Genomic DNA, 18,174 nt, shown 5'->3' with positions numbered 1-18,174 from the left:
CGGTGGAAGGGAACGAGATGACCGAACAGCGCCCCGGCGAGCACATGGCCGCGGAGATCTCCCAGCAACCCGCCATTCTGGCAGGAATCGTGGAGCGACAGGCCGAAATCGCCGAGGTGGCCGAAGCCATCTCCAAGCGCCCGCCCAGGTTCGCACTCCTCGCCGCCCGGGGCTCCAGCGACCACGCCGCCCTGTATGCGAAGTACCTGATCGAAGTACTCCTCGGTCTCCCCTGCGGTCTCGTCTCACCGTCCACCGCGACTCTGTACGGCGCCCGTCCCGATCTGCGGGACGTTCTCTTCATCACAGTAAGCCAAAGCGGTGGTTCCCCGGATCTCATCGAGGTCACCGAAACCGCGCGTCGCCAGGGAGCGCTGACCGTTTCGGTCACCAACACCCCGGAGTCGCCGCTTCGCGCCGCCGCCGAACTCGGTGTCGACATCGGCGCGGGACTGGAAAAGGCCGTGGCCGCCACCAAGACCTACTCGGCCACCTTGCTTTCGCTTTACCTTCTGATCGACGCGGTCCGCGGTGGCAAGGGCGAGGACGCGGAGAAACTGGGCGAGCTCGCACAGCAGACCCTCGACGGCTCCGAAGAAGGCGTCCAGCGCGCGGTGGACCGCTACCGCTTCGTCGACCGGGTGCTCACCACGGGCCGCGGTTACTCGTACGCCACGGCGCTGGAAGGTTCCTTGAAGCTGGCCGAAACCAGCTATCTCGCCGCCCGCGCGTACAGCGGCGCGGACCTGTTGCACGGTCCGGTCGCCGCGGTCGACGGTGAGACCGCCGTGCTCGCCGTGACGAGCCAGGGACACGGTGTGGGCGCGATGCAGGAGGTCCTGGAGGCCGTCGGCAAACGCGGCGCGGACGTGCTCGCGGTCGGCTCCGCTTCGGCCGACGTCCCCGCGGCGTTGCGGATCGGTGTCGCGCCGTCCGCCGAAGAGGTCGCCCCGATCCTGGAGATCCTGCCGATCCAGCGGATCGCGCTCGGTCTCTCGCTCGCGCGCGGCGGTGACCCGGACAGCCCGCGCGGGCTGCTCAAGGTGACCAAGACCCGGTGACCCACGTCATCGGTGTGGACGCCGGAGGCACGTCGACGCGAGCGATCGCCGTCGACGCCTCCGGCGCCGTCCTCGGCACGGGCCGCGCGGGCGGGGCGAATCCCAATTCCCATCCGCCGTCGGAAGCCGCCGCGCGGATCGCGAGCGCGATCACCGGCGCGCTCGGCGGGCTGGATCCGGCCGCGACGGCGGCGTGCGTCGTCGGCATGGCCGGCGTCAGCAAGCTGAGCGATCCGGCGATCGCGGAGATCTTCGAAGCCGCGTGGAAGGACGTGGGGATCAGTCCGGTGCGGACGGTCCCCGACCCCGAAGTCGCCTACGCGTCGGCGACTTCCGCGCCGGACGGTTCGGTGCTCGTGGCGGGCACCGGGTCGATCGCGGGGCGGATCCGCGGCAGGCGGATGGTGTCCACGGTCGGCGGTTACGGCTGGCTGCTCGGTGACGAAGGTTCGGCCTACTGGCTCGGTCGCGAAGCCGTTCGCTCCACTTTGGATGTTCTCGGCCGCGGCGGCGAGCCCGGTCCGCTCGCGCGCGCCGTGCTCGCCGAAGCGCTCGGACCGTCCGCAGTGGACCCGGCGAGCGACCGGGCACCGCTCTGGCGCGCACTCATCACGAGCGCCAACGCCGAAGCCCCGATCCGGCTCGCCAGGTTCGCCCCGTTCGTCAGCGACGCCTACCGCGAAGGCGATCCGGCGGCGGACGAGATCACCACCCGCGCGGCCGCCCTGCTGGTGACGAACGTCATGGCCGCCCGCGACCCCGGCGAGGACACGCCGGTCGTCCTCGTGGGCGGCGTGCTGTCGCCGGAGGGGCCGGTGGGGGCGAAGGTCCGTGCCGCGCTCGCCGGTATCGAGGTCCTGACCAGCACCGACGGGGTGCTCGGCGCCGCCTGGCTGGCCGCCGTCGACGCCTACGGGGAGAGCGCCCCGCGGCCGGTGTCATCCTGAAAAAACACCCGGACCGAGCCCGAAAAGACCAAACCATCGACTCCGGGGCCGAACTCCGGGTACCGTAGGACCCGGCCCCCGGACCCTCCCCCCTCGCCGGGGGCCGCCTTATGTCCTTGGCAGCCCATCGGGCGCGGAATCCGAGGGATCCCCGTTCTCCTCCACCACCCGCAGGCCGGGATGTTCCGGCGGCAGCGTGCGGTACAGCACCCAGCCGCTCACGGCGACCGTCACCGCGACCAGCGGCCAGGACAGCACCGTCCGCGCGATGCCGAGCGCGACCACCTGCCCGCTCCACCACAGCGAGCCGTACACGGCGACCCGCAGCGTGTACTGGAGGAAGACCCACACCCAGCTCGCCCGCGAATACGCGCGCAGCAGCGCGGGATCACGGCGCCACCGGGTCTTCTGCCCGATGACGAGCCCCACCACGACGCCGAGCAACGGCCACCGGACCACGATGCTGGCCGCCCACAGCAGCGCGCTGGCCACATTGGACAACAGCTGGATGAGGAAGAAGTCCTCGGCGCGGCCGGTGTGCAGGGCGATCAGCGCGGCGGCGATCACCGCGGCGAGGCTCACCACGACCGCGCGGGCCTTGTCGCCGCGCGCGACCCGGTACCCGCCGAGCAGCACCGCCACCCCGATGGCCACCCCGGCGCCCCAGGCGATCGACCGGCCGGCGATCAGCCAGCCGAGGACGAAGGCCGCGGGCGGGATGCTCGCGTCGATGGCGCCTCGCCGCCCGCCGAGGATCTGGGCGAGCGACTCGCGCGAGGGTCGTGAGGTCACCCTTACAGCCTGCCGGATCTATGAGCCGGAACACCCGGGCGGGGAGATGTTCGCCACACGAGGTGTCCGGTTTACGTCCACTTGAGGGGAATCTACGCAGCCCAGGAGTGTACATCCCGGTAATGGAGATGCATGGACGTCCGACAAAATAAGAGACTGTGTCAACGGGCTGAACCACGGGTTTCGGCCGGGTGGGATTGCAGGGGCGCTCTCAGCTGTTAGTTGTGGTGTACAAGTACCACCGGGGGCACACGGACGGAAGGGGACCCAACGTGTACGGATTCGACAGCTACGTGGCGATCGGTGACAGCTTCACCGAAGGACTCAACGACAGCTTGCCCGACGGCAGCTTCAGGGGCTGGGCGGACAGGCTGGCGGAGATCCTCGCCGAAGGCAGGCCCGACTTCCAGTACGCGAACCTCGCCCTCCGCGGGAAGATGCTCGACGAGATCCTCGAAGAGCAGCTCCCGATCGCCCTCGCGGTGAAGCCCGACCTGGTCACCCTGTGCGCGGGCGGCAACGACATCATCGTGCCCGGCGCGGACGTGGACGCCGTCGCCGCGCGGCTGGAGGCGGGGGTCGCCAAGCTGCGCGAGGCCGGGATCCCGGTGCTCATCTTCAACGGGCCGGACACCAAGTACCTGTCGGTGATGCACGTCCTGCGGGGGAAGGTCGGCATCTACAACGCGCATCTGTGGGCGATCGCCGACCGGCACGGCGCCAAGATGGTCGACATGTGGGCGATGGCCCCGCTGCACGACCGCCGCGCCTGGAGCGACGACCGGCTGCACTTCACCCCCGAGGCCCACCGGCGGATCGCGCTGCGCGCGGCCGAGGTCCTCGGCGTCCCGGTCGCCGACGACTGGCGCGAGCCGTGGCCGGCGTCCGAGGAGCCGAGCACCTGGATCACGTCGCGCCGCTCGGACCTCGAGTGGACGAAGGCGCATCTGCTGCCGTGGATCCGCCGTCAGCTCAAGGGCGAGTCCATGGGCGACGGCCTGTCCCCGAAGCGCCCCGAGCTCGCGCCGCTGCTCCCGCTGGAGCAGATCGAGACGACGGGCGTCACCCTCCCGGCCAAGGAGCTGCGGGAGATCCACCACCACGCGAGCTGAGCCGCGCGTGAAGGCCCCCTTCCCTCGGCTGAGCCGAGGGAAGGGGGCCTTCACGCGCATCAGGGCCATCGATCGATGTCACCCAGAAGGGTCATGTGCCGACCCCGTCCGGGCCGAGGCGAGGTCCGGGCCGCGGTCGACGTCGCAGGCCAGACCAGGTACGCGGCACTTCGCGGAGAGCGCCGGGCAGGGGGAAAGCCGGTTCGCTAACCGGACGTACGCGGCTTACAGTCCCTTCATGCCCGGTACACGCTGGAGCCGCTTGCTGCCTACAGCGCTGCTGGTCACGCTCGCCTTGACGGCGATCACCGTCTGGTCGGCCTCGGACGACATCGAGGCCGAGCTGACCGCGCGCGCGAAGAACGCGCTCGCCGACGTCGGCGTCTCCGGCGGCCAGGTGAGCTTCTCCGGCCGCGACGCGAACCTCACCGGCTTCCCGCCGGACAAGGCCGCGCAGGCGATGGACGCCATCCAGCGGATCGACGGGGTCCGGACAGTCGAGATCTCCGGCGACACCGCCCCGCCCGCGGGCCCGGTGACGACCAGCGGCGAGCCGCCGAGCCAGCCCGCGCCCAGCCCGCCGCCGAGTCCCGCGCCGACGCCGGCCAAGCCGACGGACAAGGCGGGCTTCCAGGCCGAGCTCGACCGGCTGCTGGCGGCCACGCCGATCACGTTCGAACCGGACACCACCGACCTCACCGCGGACGGCGAACGCGGCGCGCTGGAGGTCGCGAAGCTGCTCACCGACGCGCCCCGCGAGCTGCGGTTCCGGATCACCGGGTCGGTCGCGACCGGTTCGGACCGCAAGCTCGCGCTGAACCGGGCACTGACGGTCGAGCGGTTGCTGGAGCGCAACGGGGTCAAACGCGACCAGGCGTACTCCACCCAGCGCAGGAACTCCGACGGCGCGAGCGGCGAGGGCCGCCGCGTCGACATCACGGCGGAACAGAGGTGATGGCCTGATGCTCTGGCTCTTCGGGCAGATCTGGCTGTGGCTGCTCATCTCGTTCGCCCTCGGCTGCGGTGTCACCTGGCTGCTGATGCGCGGCGAACGGCGTGACCGTCCCGCCGCGGAACCGGCGGTCCACGAGCCGGCGCGCGCCGCGGTCCCGGTCCAGCACGACCCGGATCCCGAACCCGTGCCCGAACTGCTGTCCACCGAACGGACGCAGTTCCTGCCGCCCGCGCGGGTGCAGGACGACGACGAGCCGTACGACCAGGAGGCCGAAGGCCACCGCGAGGGCCAGCTGGCACCGGAAGCGGTGCGGGCCTACCAGCCGGGGGCGCCGGAAGCGGCCGCCCGCAACGGCGAGGGCGGCCACGAACCCGAACCCGTCTGGCCGAGCGACGAGGACTGGCCACCCGCCGGGCACCGGCCGGGGCAGGGCGGCTGACACTCGCCTGGTAAATTCGGCTACGCACTGTGAGCGGGACGCCGGGTACGTTTCTTCGATCGGGAGCTCCGGCACACGAAGGAGGCTCCGATTGGCGCTCCCCTATTGGACGCCGCACAACCTGCTGCCTCCTGGCCGCCATCCCGCCGATCTGGCCGACGTCTACGAGCGGCTGGTCTTCGACGCGCCGCACCAGAACGACCGTGAAATCCTGTTCAGCGCGCTGAACAGTTACCTCGGTGTCGCCCGGCGGATCATGCCGACCGGCCGCGCGTGGATCGGCGGGGATCTGACCGCCAGGACCCCGCACGCGCCGCGCGGGCTCGACGTGGTGCTGATCCCGGACGAATGGGGCGCGCTCAAACGGCTCGACGACGCGGGCCGCTCGGCGCTGTACGGGCTGCTGACCTTGCGCGGGGTCATCGTCGGCCAGCCCGCCATGTACCTGGACCAGGTCCAGCCGGTCGGCGGCATGCTCGACGGTTTCCTCTGCCGCCCCGGCGACGAGGAGATCTGGGAAGAAGTGTGGGCATCGGGTGGCAGGGGAATTCCGGAAGTGATCTGGTGAGGAACGAATTCCGGCGTATCGCCGACGAGATCCCCGGCGGCACCTGGCTCGACGACCTCGCCCGCGCGTCGGCGATGGCCGCGTACGCCAAGTTCGAGCGGACGTCGCGTTCGCCGCTGCTTCGCGTCTCCGTGCTCGGCGAGTCGCATCTGGACGCGTACACCTTCTCCGACATCAGCCGCGCGCTGCAGGACGCGACGGCGAAGATCGGGCACATCATCCGGAACCCGTCGGGCGAGGTGACCTTCGTCCAGCCCGCGGACCGCGAGAAGGCCCCGCTGATCCAGCGCGGGCAGGCGGGCAACGCGATCTTCTTCGGCTTCCCGGAGCCGGCGCTCGACGACGCGCTCATCCACGACGGGATCGAGTCGCTGTCCGAACGCGCGGTCAAGGAGCTGTGCGACTTCCTGCCCGCCAACGGTTCCGACGACGGCGCGCTGGACGCGGTGCTGCTGCAGCGTGACACCGTCCGCAACGCGGTCAGCGACATCGTCAACGCGGTCAGCAAGCACGCCGGGATCGGCATGGCGCTGACCCCGACGTCCGGCGACGAACTGACCCGCAGCATGACCACCGAGCAGGCGAGGATCCTGTCCGGGAGCCTGCGCGAGTCGCGGGAAGCGGTCGGCTACGAGACGGTCAGCGGCAGGCTGGACGGCGTCCGCACGCGGCGCCGGATCTTCTATCTCGAACGCGAGTCGGGCGGCACGATCCAGGGCGCGGTCGCGCCGGATCTGCTCGACGAGATCAAGGAGAACCTGGACCGGCCGGTGACCGCGCGGCTGCGCGTCGTGCGCACCACGACCATCGACGGCCGCCGCGGCCGCCCGGTGCACGAACTGCTGGAGATCACCCCGGAAGTCAGCCTGTTCGATCAGTGATCGGGTTTCCGACATTCGGCGATGCCACAATTCTCGTCAGAAAATGTCGGTGACCGCTTGATCATCGTTGAATGATGACTTTTTCCGGCAGGTAACAATTTCGGCCATTGCCCCGAACGATGGGTTAACGTCTTCGGACGGAAGCCTCCGAAAGGGCATGTATGCCGACCGATCCACCTCTCCCGCACCCGCCTGCCACCCGCTACGGCCCTGGGTTCGCCGCGCACGGAACCCGGCACCGCAAACCCAAGAACGGCGTGGTCATCGCGGGTTTCCTGGTCGGCTTGGCGGCGCTCGGGGTCGCCTTCGTCCCGGTCGCCGGGATCGCCGCCTGGCCGCTCGCCGTGATCGGAGTGATTCTTTCCGTGATCGGTTTGACCAAAATCAAGAAGGGTGAAGCGGACAAGAAGGGAATGGGGATCGCGGGGCTCGCGCTTTCGATCACCGGACTGCTGGCCGCGGGCGGGTTACTGGTCTACACCAGTTTCTTCGCGACCGGCGAGTCGGGGCTGCACGTCCCGGCGGTCGCCGGGGACAAGAACACCGTCGAGTTCGTCGTCAGCGCTTCCGGCGGCGCGACCATCCGGTACGGCTCGCTCAACGACCAGCGGACCGAGACGACCCCGGCCAGCACCGACGAATGGCGCGGCACGGCGTCCTTCAACTCGGGCGACTACCTGCTCACCGTCACCGCGGACACCCGGAACTCGACGGTCAGCAACCAGATCGCCTGCACGATCCTGGTGAACGGCAAGAAGGTGGCGGAGAACAAGGGCCAGACCATCGCCCTGTGCACCGCCGGCACCGGCTGACCCCCTGCGGGGGTGCCGCCTGGCGGCCGGCCGGTATCGCCCCCACCTCCACCGGCCGGACCGCCACGAGCCGCTCCTGGCGGCTCTTCGGACGGGACCCGCGAAGGGCCCGCCCGAGCGCCGATCACTACCGCGTGCCCCTCCCCTAGGGCTCGATCGACACTGAACCGGACCCTACGCGCGTGCGCGGCGAGGCCACTAAGAATCCGCTAAGGATCACTCACGGACTTTCGCCGAGGTCCGTGAGTTCCGCACGGACCAGCGCGGCGAGCTTGGGATTGGCGTCCGCGAGGATCTTCAGCGCGAGCGCGAATTGCTCGCGGGCACCGTCCACATCCGACCCGGCCCGCAGCACCCTGCCCAGCGTCAGCCGCAGGACGCCCTCCTGCAGGACGAACCGTCTGCTGATCGTCAGGTCCACCGCTTCCCACACGTACCGCTCGGCCGCGGCGAGCTCGCCGATCCGCAGGCTCAGTTCGGCCAGGTTGTTCAGCGAGACGACGACGTAGCTCTCGTCCCCGAGCGTGCGGTCGATCTCCAACGACGCGACCTGATGCCCGATCGCCTCGATGAACCGTCCCGCCCGTTTTTCCGCCTCGGCGCAGTTGTTGAGCGCCTGCCCGCGCAATTCGAGATCGCCGGTCCGCTCGGTCTCCTCGACCACGCGCCGCAGTGTCCTGATCGCCTCGTCGTGCCGCCCCAGCAAGGTGAGCGCGGAGCCGAGGTGGATGTTCGCGGAGATCGTCAGCCGGTCGTCGCCGATCGCGGTCGCGAGTTCCAGTGCTCGTTCGGCGTCGGCGAGGCAGCCCTGCGGCAGCTCGAAGGTGAGGGCGATGGCGCAGCGGGAGATCAGCATCCAGCACCGGCCGAGGACGTCGCCGGATCGCTCAGCGGCCTCCAGCCCGATCTCGACCAGCCGCGTCCACTCGTCCAGCAACGGGTACACCGCGCGATAGGTGTGCGCGACCCTGGCCAGCCGCCAGACGTCGTCGTGGCGTCCGGCGGCGCGGGCGGCTTCGAGTACCTCGATCAGGTTCTCCCATTCCGCGGTGAACCAGTCCTGCGCCTCGTCGAAGGAACCGATCGGCGGCGTCTGCGCGTCGGTCAGCTCCCCGGTGAAGTCGAGCGGGTCGACGATCCGCAGCATCTTCCGCCGGGCCCGGTCGGCGACGGCCTGATAGAACCGCACCGAACGCGACAGGACGTCTTCGCGGTCGGCTTCGTCGAGTTCGTTCTCCGCCAGCTCGCGGAGGAACAGGCGGACGAGATCGTGCGGGACGAAGGAATCGCGGCCGGTTTCGGCGAGCAGGTTGTGCGCGGCGAGCACCCGCAGATGCCGCCGCGCCTCGGCGACGGTGATCCCGCCGATCGCCGCCGTCAGATGCGAACCGGCCGAAACGCATTGGACCACGCCGAGCCGCAGGAACGTGTCCGCGACCTCGGGCGGCAGCCCCCGGAACGAGACGTCGAACGCCGCGCGGACACCGTCGTCCGGGCCCTCGACGTCGAGCGCGGCCAGCCTCGTCCGTTCGTTGCCGAGTTCGTCGACCAGATCCTGCGCGGTCCACTGCGCGCTCGCGGCGAGCCGGGCACCCGCGATCCGCAGTGCCAGCGGGAGATAGCCGCAGAGCCGGGCGAGCGCGTGGTTGAGGTCGAAACCGGCGGGCCCGGCGAGCTCCTCGATCAGCCGGACGGCGTCGCCGGGCGCGAGGGTGCCGAGCACTCGCAGTTTGGCCGCGTTGGACACGGCGAGCCCGTCGAGGCGGGAACGGCTGGTCACCAGCGTCATCGACCGCGAACCGGGCGGCAGCAACGGCCGGACCTGCTCGGCGCTCCGGGCGTTGTCGAGGATGACCAGCATCCGGCGCCCGGCGATCATCGAGCGGTAGAGGGCGACGCGTTCGTGGACCTGTTCCGGGACGCCCTCCGCCGGGACGCCGAGCCCGAGCAGGAACTGGGTGAGCAGGTCGGCGGGCTCCAGCGGCGGATGATGCGGGTCGAAACCCCGCAGCGAGGCGAAAAGGATGCCGTCGGGGAAGCGTCGGCCGGCACGATGCGCCCACCACACCACCAGGCTGCTCTTACCGATCCCGGCCGTCCCGGTGACCACGCCGACCGCGGTCTCGCCCGCTTCGGCGCGTTCGGCGAGTTCGTCGAGCCAGGCCAGGTCGGCCTCGCGCCCGGCGAGGTTCGGCACCGCGGGCGGCAGCTGCTGGACGGGCGCCGCCTCGGCCTTCGGTTCCGCGACGACCTTGACCGGCAGGTCGTCGTTGAGGACGCGTTCGTGCAGCCAGCGCAGGTCCGCGCCGGGTTCGACGCCGAGGGTGCGCAGGGTCGCCCGGGACACCGTGCGGTAGAGCTCGAGCGCGTCTCCGCGGCGGCCGGCGTGGTAGAGCGCGCGCATCAGCTGACCCGCCGTGCGCTCGGCGAGCGGATTCGCCCGGACGAGCGGGCTGAGCTCGACGATGAGTTCCGCGTGCCTGCCCAGTTCGAGGTCCGCGTCGACCCTGGCGCCGTGGACGGCGAGCCGCAGATCCTCCAGTTCGGGCGCACGGACCGACCCCGGCACCCCGGCGAGCGCGGGCCCCTGCCAGAGGGCGAGGGCCTCGGTGAGCAGCGCGGACGCCTTCTCCGGCTCTTCCGCCGATGCCCGCTCCAGCAGGGATCGGGCGCGATGGACGTCGATCCGCTCGGGATCCACGGTCAGCTGATAGCCGGGCGGCGCGGTCAGGATCCGGGCGCCGTCCGGGTGGTCGCCCTGGATGCCCCGGAGCACGCGGCGCAGATGCGAGACGTTGCCGTGGACGATCGTGCGGGCCGTGGCCGGCGGGTCGTGCCCCCACAGCGCGTCGATGATCTCGTCGAGCGCGACGACCTTGTTGACCTTCAGCGCCAGCAGCGCGAGCAGGCCGCGGACGCCGGGACCGCCGACGGGGACCGGCCGATCGCCGTCGAGGAGGCGCACGGGACCGAGGAGCTGGAAGCGGGCAGGGGAACCGCTTTCGGCCATGACAAGCCCCCCTCCCTCCGATCTCTCCCCTTACCGGAACAGCCAACCTACCGCGCGGAGAGCCCGCCAACCAGGACACTCGAGGCCGTGAAGGCCTCCTTCCCTACTTTCAGGGTAGGGAGGGAGGCCTTCACGACCAGACCGATCCGGACAAAGGCACCTAAGCGGGCACCTTTCGTCCACTGTGGACTCCAACGGCGGGTAGCGCGTGAAGGCCCCCTTCCCTCGGCTGAGCCGAGGGAAGGGGGCCTTCACGCGCTTCAGGAACACACAGCATTCACTCACGAAAAAGAAAAGGCTCCGTGCCATCAGTCCCGATCTGATGGCACGGAGCCGGGGGATGTCCGACTTGGGCCGCCTGGGGGCGCGACCCACATCGGACATCGGCGTCCACGTCCGTCCGGGTGGGCTCACCCCGAGCGAAGAACCCGTTCGGTCGTCGACAACACCTACGTGAGCGAGCCCACTGGCCCGCTCACGTGGCGACAACGTAACAGGGCGCACACCGACGGCTACAAGCGCCCCATCATGGCCTTCGCTACCTGCGGTTCCGTCAGCGCGACAGCGGGGTCGAGTCGCGGCCGGCGATGAACGCCGGACGCGGTTCGATCGCGGCGTACGGCTCCCGCAGCGCGTTTTCGACGCTGTTGAACACGAGGAAGATGTTCGACCTCGGGTACGGCGTGATGTTGTTCGAGGAACCGTGCATCACGTTCGAATCGAACCAGAGCGCGGAGCCGGCCTGGCCGGTGAACTGGTCGATCCCGTACTCGGCGGCGAGCGCGGTGATGTCCGCCTCGCTCGGGACGCCGACCCGCTGCTCTTTCAGCGAACTCTTGTAGTTGTCCTCCGGGGTTTCCCCGGCGCACTGGACGAAGGTCCGCTGCGAACCCGGCATCACCATAAGCCCGCCGTTGAACGGGTAGTTGTCGGTGAGCGCGATGGAGCAGCTGACCGCGCGCGGCACCGGCATGCCGTCCTCGGCGTGCCAGGTCTCGAAGTCGGAGTGCCAGTAGAACCCGGTGCCCTTGAAGCCGGGCATGTAGTTCACGCGGCTCTGGTGGATGTAGACCTCGGAGCCGAGGATCTGCCGGGCCCGGTCGAGCACACGCGGGTCGCGGACGAGTTCCGCGATCAGCTCGCTGGTCTCGTGGACGTCGAAGATCGAGCGGACCTCACCGGTCTTGGCCTCGGTGATCACGCGTTCGTCGCCGCTGTGGTCCCCCGACGACATCCTGACGAGTTCCTGCCAGTAGGTCTGGACCTCGCCCGGCGACAGCAACTGGTCGACGACGGTGTAACCACGCGTTTCGTGGTTGGCGAGCGTGGCCGCGTCCAAGGGACCGTCGGCCTCGGTGCCCCAGACGGTGGGGTGCGTCCTGGGCAGGTGTTCGGGCTTACCCGTGATGCGGGTCGGGTAACTGTCGTCGACTCGGGTGTCGGTCAGCGTCAATGCAGTCGCCTCCTCGAGCGATTTCTAGGGTTCGGTGACGAGCGGGTACACGCCGTTTTCGTCGTGGACCTCACGGCCGGTGATGGGCGGGTTGAACACGCAGACGCACTTGATCTCGGTCTTGGGCCGGACCTGGTGCTTGTCGTGGTCGTTGAGCAGGTACAACGTGCCCGGCTTCAGCTGGAAGACCTCGCCGGTCGCGGTGTTTTCGAGCTCACCCTCACCAGAGGTGATGAACACCGCTTCGATGTGGTTCGCGTACCAGAAGTCGTTGACCGTCCCGGCGTACAGCGTGGTCTCGTGCACCGAGAAGCCGACGCCCTCCTTGGCCAGCACGATGCGCTTGCTGCGCCAGTTCGGGGTCTTGATGTCGGCGTCGGTGTCGGTGACCTCGTCGAGTGTTCTGACAAGCAACGGAAAACTCCTTCTCGTTCCTGGTTGAGGGCGGTCAGTTCAGGACTGTGGCGACGGCTTCGTCGATGATCGCGAGCCCCTTCGTGAGCTCGTCGTCCGTCAGGGTGAGCGGCGGGAGGACCTTCATGACCTCGCCGTCGGGGCCGGAGGTCTCCATCAGCAGCCCGCGTTCGAACGCGGCGGCGCAGACCTTGCCCGCGAGGTCGCCGTTGGCGAACTCGATGCCCCGGGCCAGGCCGCGGCCCTTCGCGAACAGGTTCGCGTCCGGGTACGCCTCGACGATGCCCTGGAAGGCGGCGGCGATGCGCTCGCCCTTGGCCTTGGTCGACTTCTCCAGCTCGTCGTCGCTCCAGTAGACGCGCAGCGCCTCGGTCGCGGTGACGAACGCCGGGCTGATGCCGCGGAAGGTGCCGTTGTGCTCACCCGGCTCCCAGACGTCGAGGTCCGGGCGGATCAGCGTCAGCGCCATCGGGATGCCGTAGCCGCCGATGGACTTCGAGAGGCAGACGATGTCGGGTTTGATGCCCGCGTCCTCGAAGCTGAAGAACGGGCCGGTGCGGCCGCAGCCCATCTGGACGTCGTCGAGGATCAGCAGGATGCCGTGCTTCTTGCACAGGTCGTCCAGCGCCTTGAGCCACTCGACGCGCGCGGCGTTGATCCCGCCCTCGCCCTGCACGCCCTCGACGATCACGGCGGCGGGCTCGTTCAGGCCGCTGCCGGAGTCTTCGAGCAGCTTCTCGAAGTAGAGGAAGTCCGGGATGGAGCCGTCGAAGTAGTTGTCGTACGGCATCGGGGTGGCGTGCACCAGCGGGACACCCGCGCCACCGCGCTTCATCGAGTTACCGGTCACCGAGAGGGCGCCCAGCGTCATCCCGTGGAAGGCGTTGGTGAAGTTGATGACCGATTCCTTGCCGGTCACCTTGCGGGCGAGCTTCAGCGCGGCCTCGACCGCGTTGGCGCCACCGGGGCCGGGGAAGACGACCTTGTAGTCCAGATCCCGCGGCCGGAGGATCTTCTCCTGCAGGGTCTGGAGGAAGTCCCGCTTGGCGACGGTGAACATGTCGAGCGCGTGCGTCACGCCGTCGCGCGCGATGTAGTCGATCAGTGCCCGCTTGAGCGCCGGGTTGTTGTGCCCGTAGTTGAGCGCGCCGGCGCCGGCGAAGAAGTCGAGATAGGGCTTGCCGTCCTCGTCGTAGAGGTAGCTCCCCTGCGCCCTGTCGAACACGACGGGCCAGCCGCGGCTGTAGCTGCGCACCTCGGATTCGAGTTCCTCGAAAATGCTCATGACGTTTTCTTTCTCCCTGAGATCCCCGGATTTACGTTCTATTGACTGCTGAGCGGACCGATTCGGTACAGGTCCTCCCGCTCATGCGTTCCTTCCTCGGCCGGGAAATCCGTCGCGGAGAACAGATCCTGGCGTTCAACGGTGGCGTTCCACCGCTTGGCGAACGAGGCGAACAACCGGATCGAAGCCTCGTTGTCCGGGGTGATCGTCGTTTCGAGGTACCGGACGCCCTGGGCGGTCAGCCGGCCGAACAGCTCGTCGAGCAGAGCTCCGGCCAGGCCTTTTCCTCGCTGGGACGCGTCGACCGCGACCTGCCAGACGAAGCCGACGTCCTGCTTGCGGTACCCGATCACGAAGCCGACCGGCGTGCCGTCGACTTTCGCGACCACCGACGTGTCGGCGAAATCATGGCACCACAGCAAATAGGCGTAAGGCGTGTTGAGATCGAGCTTCTTCGAATCGCGGGCGATTCTCCAGAGCGCGGCACCGTCTGCCTTGGTCGGATTTTCGATCAAGTGCTTTCCGGACATGTCCAAGAAACGTACCGGAGGATTCGGGCGCGGTCAGATCAGCGCGGCGGCGGCAACGCGGCTACCTGCAACAACCCTGAAACACACGTGACAAAGGTAACGGTAACGTTTGAAGCGCAGCACTTGTGGGTAAGGCCGCTCCGCTGCGGTCTCACTGCATGTGACGATACCAACCGTTACCGCTTCGTCGCAGGCTCAGGGCACCATTCGGCATCCGATTCCGCTATTCACGACGCCGCTTGCGACCCACGAGCGAACCGAGCGGCGTCCAGATGGCGGGCAGGACGAGCAACAGGCAGACGACCAGCCACCAGACCGGCGCCTCGCCGCGCCGCCAGCCCGCGACGACGCCGCCGAGCCAGCCGAACAGCGGGTCGCGCACCGGTGGCAGGAACGCGGCGAACAGCAGGGCCGCCACCACCAGCACACCCAGCACCGTGAGCACCATCCGCCACGTCTTGCGCAACGTCATCAGGCTCACCGCCAGGAACACGACGGCGCCCGCGGCGACCGGCACGCCGACCCACTGCAGGACCGGGCCGCCCTGTCCACCGAGGACGAACCCGGCCAGCACGGTGATCAGCGCGGCGAGCACGTTCCACGGCGACGGCAGGGTGGCCGCCCCGCGCGTGATCCACCACGCGCTGCGCCCGGCGGCCTTGGCGAAGGTGGCCGCGGGCTGGACCGATTTCGGCACCCTGGTCGCCCCGGCGGCCGCGTTGAGCCCGGCGGCACCGGCCTTGACCAGCGTCTTCGTCAGGAGCATCGTCCCGCGTTCGTGTTCGAACCGCTCGCCGGAGACCTGGCACGCCTGGAACGCGCGCTGGGTCTGCTCGTCGGTTTCGGGCTCGTTCTCGACGAGTCGCCTGAACCGTTCCGACGGTTTTCCGTTCCCCTTGGCCGTTTTCGCGTCGTGTCCGCAGTGGAGGCCGACACACGGCAGCTCCTCGCGCGCGATCTCCAGCTGCCGCACCCTGGCGAGCACCATCGCCGTCACCGGCATGCTGACCGGGAGGCCGGCTTCTCCCTCCACATCGGCCAGTTCGCCGTCCAGGCCGAGGAAAGCCAGCTCTCCGGCCAATTGCGCGCGCAGGGCGTCCGCTTCCTCTTGCGACAGCCCGTCTTCCGTGCCGGGCTGCCGCCAGCCGATCTCCTTGAAGGTGTCCCGCACCTGCGTCCGGAACGCCTCACGTCCGACGACGTCGCGCAGCAGGCGCAACCGTTTCGGGTCCAGCAGGCACTGCACGAGCCAGCCCGCGCCGTCGACGCGGCCCCACATCCAGTCGTTCGCACGCCAGGACGCCTTGTAGAACGCGCCGAAGTAGTCGGCCTGCATCCCGGTGAGCTTGTCCCACGAACGGCGCCGCTTCATGTCCAGCAGCGTCCGCGAATCCGCGCTGACCTGGACGAGATCGACCCGTTGGTCGACCGAGGGCGGCTGCGCGAGCAGCCCCCGGGTCGCGATGTGCAGGCGCACGAGCCGCGAGGTGACAATGGGATCGCCGGCGCTCGTGTCGTCGGAGGTGAGCCCGGTCCAGGCCAGCAGCGTGCTGACCGTGTCGGCGGCTTCGGTGTCGGGTTTCGCTTGTGCCAGCGGCAAAAGGATCGGTGTGGCCTGCCGGAGGGCGGCGACGACGAGCGGCCACGCCTCCTTCAGCGTGTCCGAACGGCCGAGCGCGGCCCATTCCTTGGCGAGGCCTTCGATCCAGGCAGCCAGCGTGACGTCGGAGGCGGGCGGCTCCTGTTCGGTGACCCAGCCCGCGAGCCGTTTGCCCCGCGCGGCCTTGTGCCGCGCTTCGTGCAGCAGCACGCGGCAACGGTTGAGCTGCACCGCCTGCTCCGGCGCCGGATCGAGCCGGAAGCCCGCGTTCACCAGTTGCAGCCCGGTGGCCACCGAATCGTCGAGCGCGGTGGTGCGGAAGGCGACCAGGTCCGCGAGTTCGCAGCTGTCCTTCGGCGGCTCGGTGGGCAGGCCGTCCCGCAGCCCGGCCGCCGCGGCCGCGCGCAGTTGCGCCGCCGTGCCGGACGCCCACTGACGGCCCTGATCCTCCACATCGGACAGTGAGAGCCTGCGGGTGGCCTCGCGGACCAGCGCGGTGGCGTCCTCCTGCACCCGCCGGTCGCGGTAGTCGTTCATCAGCCGCTGGTCGACCAGCGAGTCCGGGCCGCCGCGAACCCCCATCGCGGCAAGGGAAACGCGGGTGCCCCTGGTCCGGACGACGGCGTCGTTGTGCCTGGTCAGGTCCTCCAGCTCGGCGCTGATCGTCTGGCTCAGCACGGTGCCGACGACCTTGCTCAGCGCGCTGCCCAGCAGCGGGGGCCGCTCCGGATCGACCGCGACCCGCTCGGCTTCGCGTTCCGCCGTCGGCACCACGTACAGCAGCAGCCGCCGGACGTCCGAATGCGACTGCCGCTCGAAGATCTCCCGCAACGCCGGTCGCAGCGGCTTGTTCAGCAGCACCCCGCCGTCGGTGAGCCAATGCGAACGGGTGACGTCGGTGTATTTGGTCATGTCCGGATGCAGCGGGCCGGTCTTCTCGCCGATCGGCATCCGGGAGAGCTCGAACGCGCCGGGGAACGACGCGGTGGACCGCGCCGCGAGCGCGAGCGGGCCGACCACGTCGTCCGTCCACAAAGGAGCGTCGAAGCGGAACAGGAGGCGATGTTCGGTGTCCCGCACCAGGTTTCCGAGCGCGTCGTCGAACCTGGTCGTCTCGCCGTCGATCATCGTGCCGGTGAGCAGCACGGTGATGTCGGGACAGTCGGGTTTCACCGTCGCGTTGTCGGTGATCCGGTGCAGCGCGTCCTTGAGATCGCCGAGCAGCACCTTGTCGCCGTCGAGCAGCGAACGCGGCTCCTTCTCGCCGGGGTCGCGGATCAGGTTGTCGAGCGAGCCCGTGCTGATCCACGTGTCGCGCAGCACCTGCGGACTCGACCGGAACGCCTCGGCCAGCCCGAGGCACGCCGCGTTGATCCCGCCGGCGCTCGTGCCGGTGAGCACGTCGAGCGAGACGGTGGCGTTGAGCAGATCGAGCAGGGCCCGGTACGGGCTTTTCGATTCCGGCGTTCTCGACGCCTGCAACAGATGCGAGGTCTCGGTGGCGACCCCGCCCATCCAGACCGCGAGGCTCGCCCCGCCCACCATGGTCATCGCCAGCCGGATCTCCTGCGGCCACGGGCTCCCCGCGTCGGCCATGTGCGCCCTCCCCAAGGCTTTGTGCAGGGGGCACTCTAGACCGGACGGCGGACCCCGGGTACCGCCGATGGTGCGCCCGGAAGGGCGAGGTCCCCGCGGCCGCGCGGTTTCGCGTGCTTGGACGGACGACACACGTGATCAGACGGACGACACGCGTGTCCAGCGGGACGGCACACGTGCCGTCCGTTCAATCACGCGTGTCGTTCGTCTGATCACACGTGCCGTCCCCGCAGTCACGCGAAACTCCCGGTTCGGTTCGCGAGTGGAGTGTTGCGAAAGCCACTTTCGCAACGTTCAAGGTTGGGAAAGTGGCTTTCGCAACGTCGGCGGCCTGCCCAGGCGACGCAGCCGACGGTGACGGGGAGCCCTGTTCGCTGCGCGAGGTCCTCGGGCTCGTCGGTGACAAGTGGACGATGCAGATCCTGGTCCGGCTGACCGACGGGCCGCGGCGGTTCAGCGAACTCGAGCACGGCATCGAGGGGATCAGCCGCCGGATGCTCGCGCTGACGTTGCGGAACCTGGAACGCAACGGCCTCGTGACGCGGACCGTCTACGCGGAGGTCCCGCCGCGCGTCGAGTACGCGATCACGCCTCACGCCGCCGAACTCGACGAGCCGCTGCACGCGCTTTCCGCCTGGGCGTCGAAGCACCGGGCGATCGTGGGCGAAGCGCGCCGGGCCTACGACGCCACGAAGGCCTCGTAACCGCACGCATTCCGT

Annotated in this window: 16 protein-coding genes; 9 read left to right on the top strand and 7 right to left on the bottom strand. The window is 69.5% G+C overall.

Going from position 1 to position 18,174, the window contains the following annotated elements:
• The first annotated feature begins 17 nt into the window (after positions 1-17).
• On the top strand, positions 18-1,061 hold the full coding sequence (locus NQK81_RS28740; RefSeq protein WP_192743849.1) for an SIS domain-containing protein: 1,044 nt from the start codon (positions 18-20) through the stop codon (positions 1,059-1,061).
• Positions 1,058-2,008, top strand: a complete 951-nt coding sequence (locus NQK81_RS28735; RefSeq protein WP_257484006.1) for an N-acetylglucosamine kinase — start codon at positions 1,058-1,060, stop codon at positions 2,006-2,008. The genes NQK81_RS28740 and NQK81_RS28735 overlap by 4 nt, the downstream gene beginning before the upstream one ends.
• A gap of 108 nt (positions 2,009-2,116) precedes the next feature.
• Here NQK81_RS28735 and NQK81_RS28730 read toward each other — a convergent pair whose 3' ends face one another.
• Positions 2,117-2,800, bottom strand: coding sequence for a DUF3159 domain-containing protein (locus tag NQK81_RS28730; protein WP_126730322.1), 684 nt, complete (start codon positions 2,798-2,800; stop codon positions 2,117-2,119).
• A 272-nt stretch (positions 2,801-3,072) separates the two neighbouring features.
• On the opposite strand from NQK81_RS28730, the gene NQK81_RS28725 reads away from it, so the two are divergent.
• The 6 genes from NQK81_RS28725 to NQK81_RS28700 all read left to right on the top strand — a co-directional run bounded on the left by NQK81_RS28725 (position 3,073) and on the right by NQK81_RS28700 (position 7,567).
• Positions 3,073-3,912, top strand: coding sequence for an SGNH/GDSL hydrolase family protein (locus tag NQK81_RS28725; RefSeq protein WP_257484005.1), 840 nt, complete (start codon positions 3,073-3,075; stop codon positions 3,910-3,912).
• 238 nt (positions 3,913-4,150) lie between these two features.
• Entirely contained in the window at positions 4,151-4,867 is a 717-nt protein-coding gene (locus NQK81_RS28720; protein WP_257484004.1) for an OmpA family protein, read from the top strand.
• A 7-nt stretch (positions 4,868-4,874) separates the two neighbouring features.
• Entirely contained in the window at positions 4,875-5,306 is a 432-nt protein-coding gene (locus NQK81_RS28715; RefSeq protein WP_257484003.1) for a hypothetical protein, read from the top strand.
• Between the two features lie 91 nt (positions 5,307-5,397).
• Positions 5,398-5,874: a DUF6932 family protein gene (locus NQK81_RS28710; protein ID WP_126730318.1), complete on the top strand. Its 477-nt coding sequence runs from the start codon at positions 5,398-5,400 to the stop codon at positions 5,872-5,874.
• Complete coding sequence (locus tag NQK81_RS28705; protein ID WP_192743853.1) at positions 5,871-6,755, top strand: hypothetical protein; 885 nt, start codon at positions 5,871-5,873, stop codon at positions 6,753-6,755. The genes NQK81_RS28710 and NQK81_RS28705 overlap by 4 nt, the downstream gene beginning before the upstream one ends.
• A 161-nt stretch (positions 6,756-6,916) precedes the next feature.
• A complete protein-coding gene (locus NQK81_RS28700; protein WP_257484002.1) occupies positions 6,917-7,567 on the top strand; it encodes a DUF4190 domain-containing protein in 651 nt (216 codons plus the stop codon).
• Positions 7,568-7,787: 220 nt separating this feature from the next.
• Here NQK81_RS28700 and NQK81_RS28695 read toward each other — a convergent pair whose 3' ends face one another.
• The 6 genes from NQK81_RS28695 to NQK81_RS28670 all read right to left on the bottom strand — a co-directional run bounded on the left by NQK81_RS28695 (position 7,788) and on the right by NQK81_RS28670 (position 17,455).
• Complete coding sequence (locus NQK81_RS28695) at positions 7,788-10,577, bottom strand: AfsR/SARP family transcriptional regulator (RefSeq protein WP_257484001.1); 2,790 nt, start codon at positions 10,575-10,577, stop codon at positions 7,788-7,790.
• Positions 10,578-11,130: 553 nt separating this feature from the next.
• A complete protein-coding gene (gene thpD / locus NQK81_RS28690) occupies positions 11,131-12,030 on the bottom strand; it encodes an ectoine hydroxylase (RefSeq protein ID WP_126730310.1) in 900 nt (299 codons plus the stop codon).
• A gap of 24 nt (positions 12,031-12,054) precedes the next feature.
• Positions 12,055-12,444, bottom strand: a complete 390-nt coding sequence (locus NQK81_RS28685) for an ectoine synthase (RefSeq protein WP_007033454.1) — start codon at positions 12,442-12,444, stop codon at positions 12,055-12,057.
• A 34-nt stretch (positions 12,445-12,478) separates the two neighbouring features.
• A complete protein-coding gene (gene ectB / locus NQK81_RS28680) occupies positions 12,479-13,729 on the bottom strand; it encodes a diaminobutyrate--2-oxoglutarate transaminase (protein WP_126730308.1) in 1,251 nt (416 codons plus the stop codon).
• 38 nt (positions 13,730-13,767) lie between these two features.
• The gene (gene ectA / locus NQK81_RS28675) at positions 13,768-14,259 is read right to left on the bottom strand and encodes a diaminobutyrate acetyltransferase (protein WP_257484000.1); all 492 of its coding nucleotides are present in this window, start codon (positions 14,257-14,259) and stop codon (positions 13,768-13,770) included.
• 223 nt (positions 14,260-14,482) lie between these two features.
• The gene (locus tag NQK81_RS28670; RefSeq protein ID WP_257483999.1) at positions 14,483-17,455 is read right to left on the bottom strand and encodes a patatin-like protein; all 2,973 of its coding nucleotides are present in this window, start codon (positions 17,453-17,455) and stop codon (positions 14,483-14,485) included.
• A 308-nt stretch (positions 17,456-17,763) separates the two neighbouring features.
• On the opposite strand from NQK81_RS28670, the gene NQK81_RS28665 reads away from it, so the two are divergent.
• Positions 17,764-18,159 carry a winged helix-turn-helix transcriptional regulator gene (locus tag NQK81_RS28665; protein WP_257483998.1) on the top strand — a complete coding sequence of 132 codons (396 nt, stop codon included), beginning with the start codon at positions 17,764-17,766 and terminating at the stop codon, positions 18,157-18,159.
• Positions 18,160-18,174: the final 15 nt, after the last annotated feature.

It is taken from the genome of Amycolatopsis roodepoortensis (genome assembly GCF_024628825.1).
In the GTDB taxonomy this organism is placed as follows: Bacteria; Actinomycetota; Actinomycetes; order Mycobacteriales; family Pseudonocardiaceae; genus Amycolatopsis; species Amycolatopsis roodepoortensis.
The sequence above is the reverse complement of the archived record's forward strand: the minus strand, read 5'-3'. Positions and strand labels throughout refer to the sequence as shown.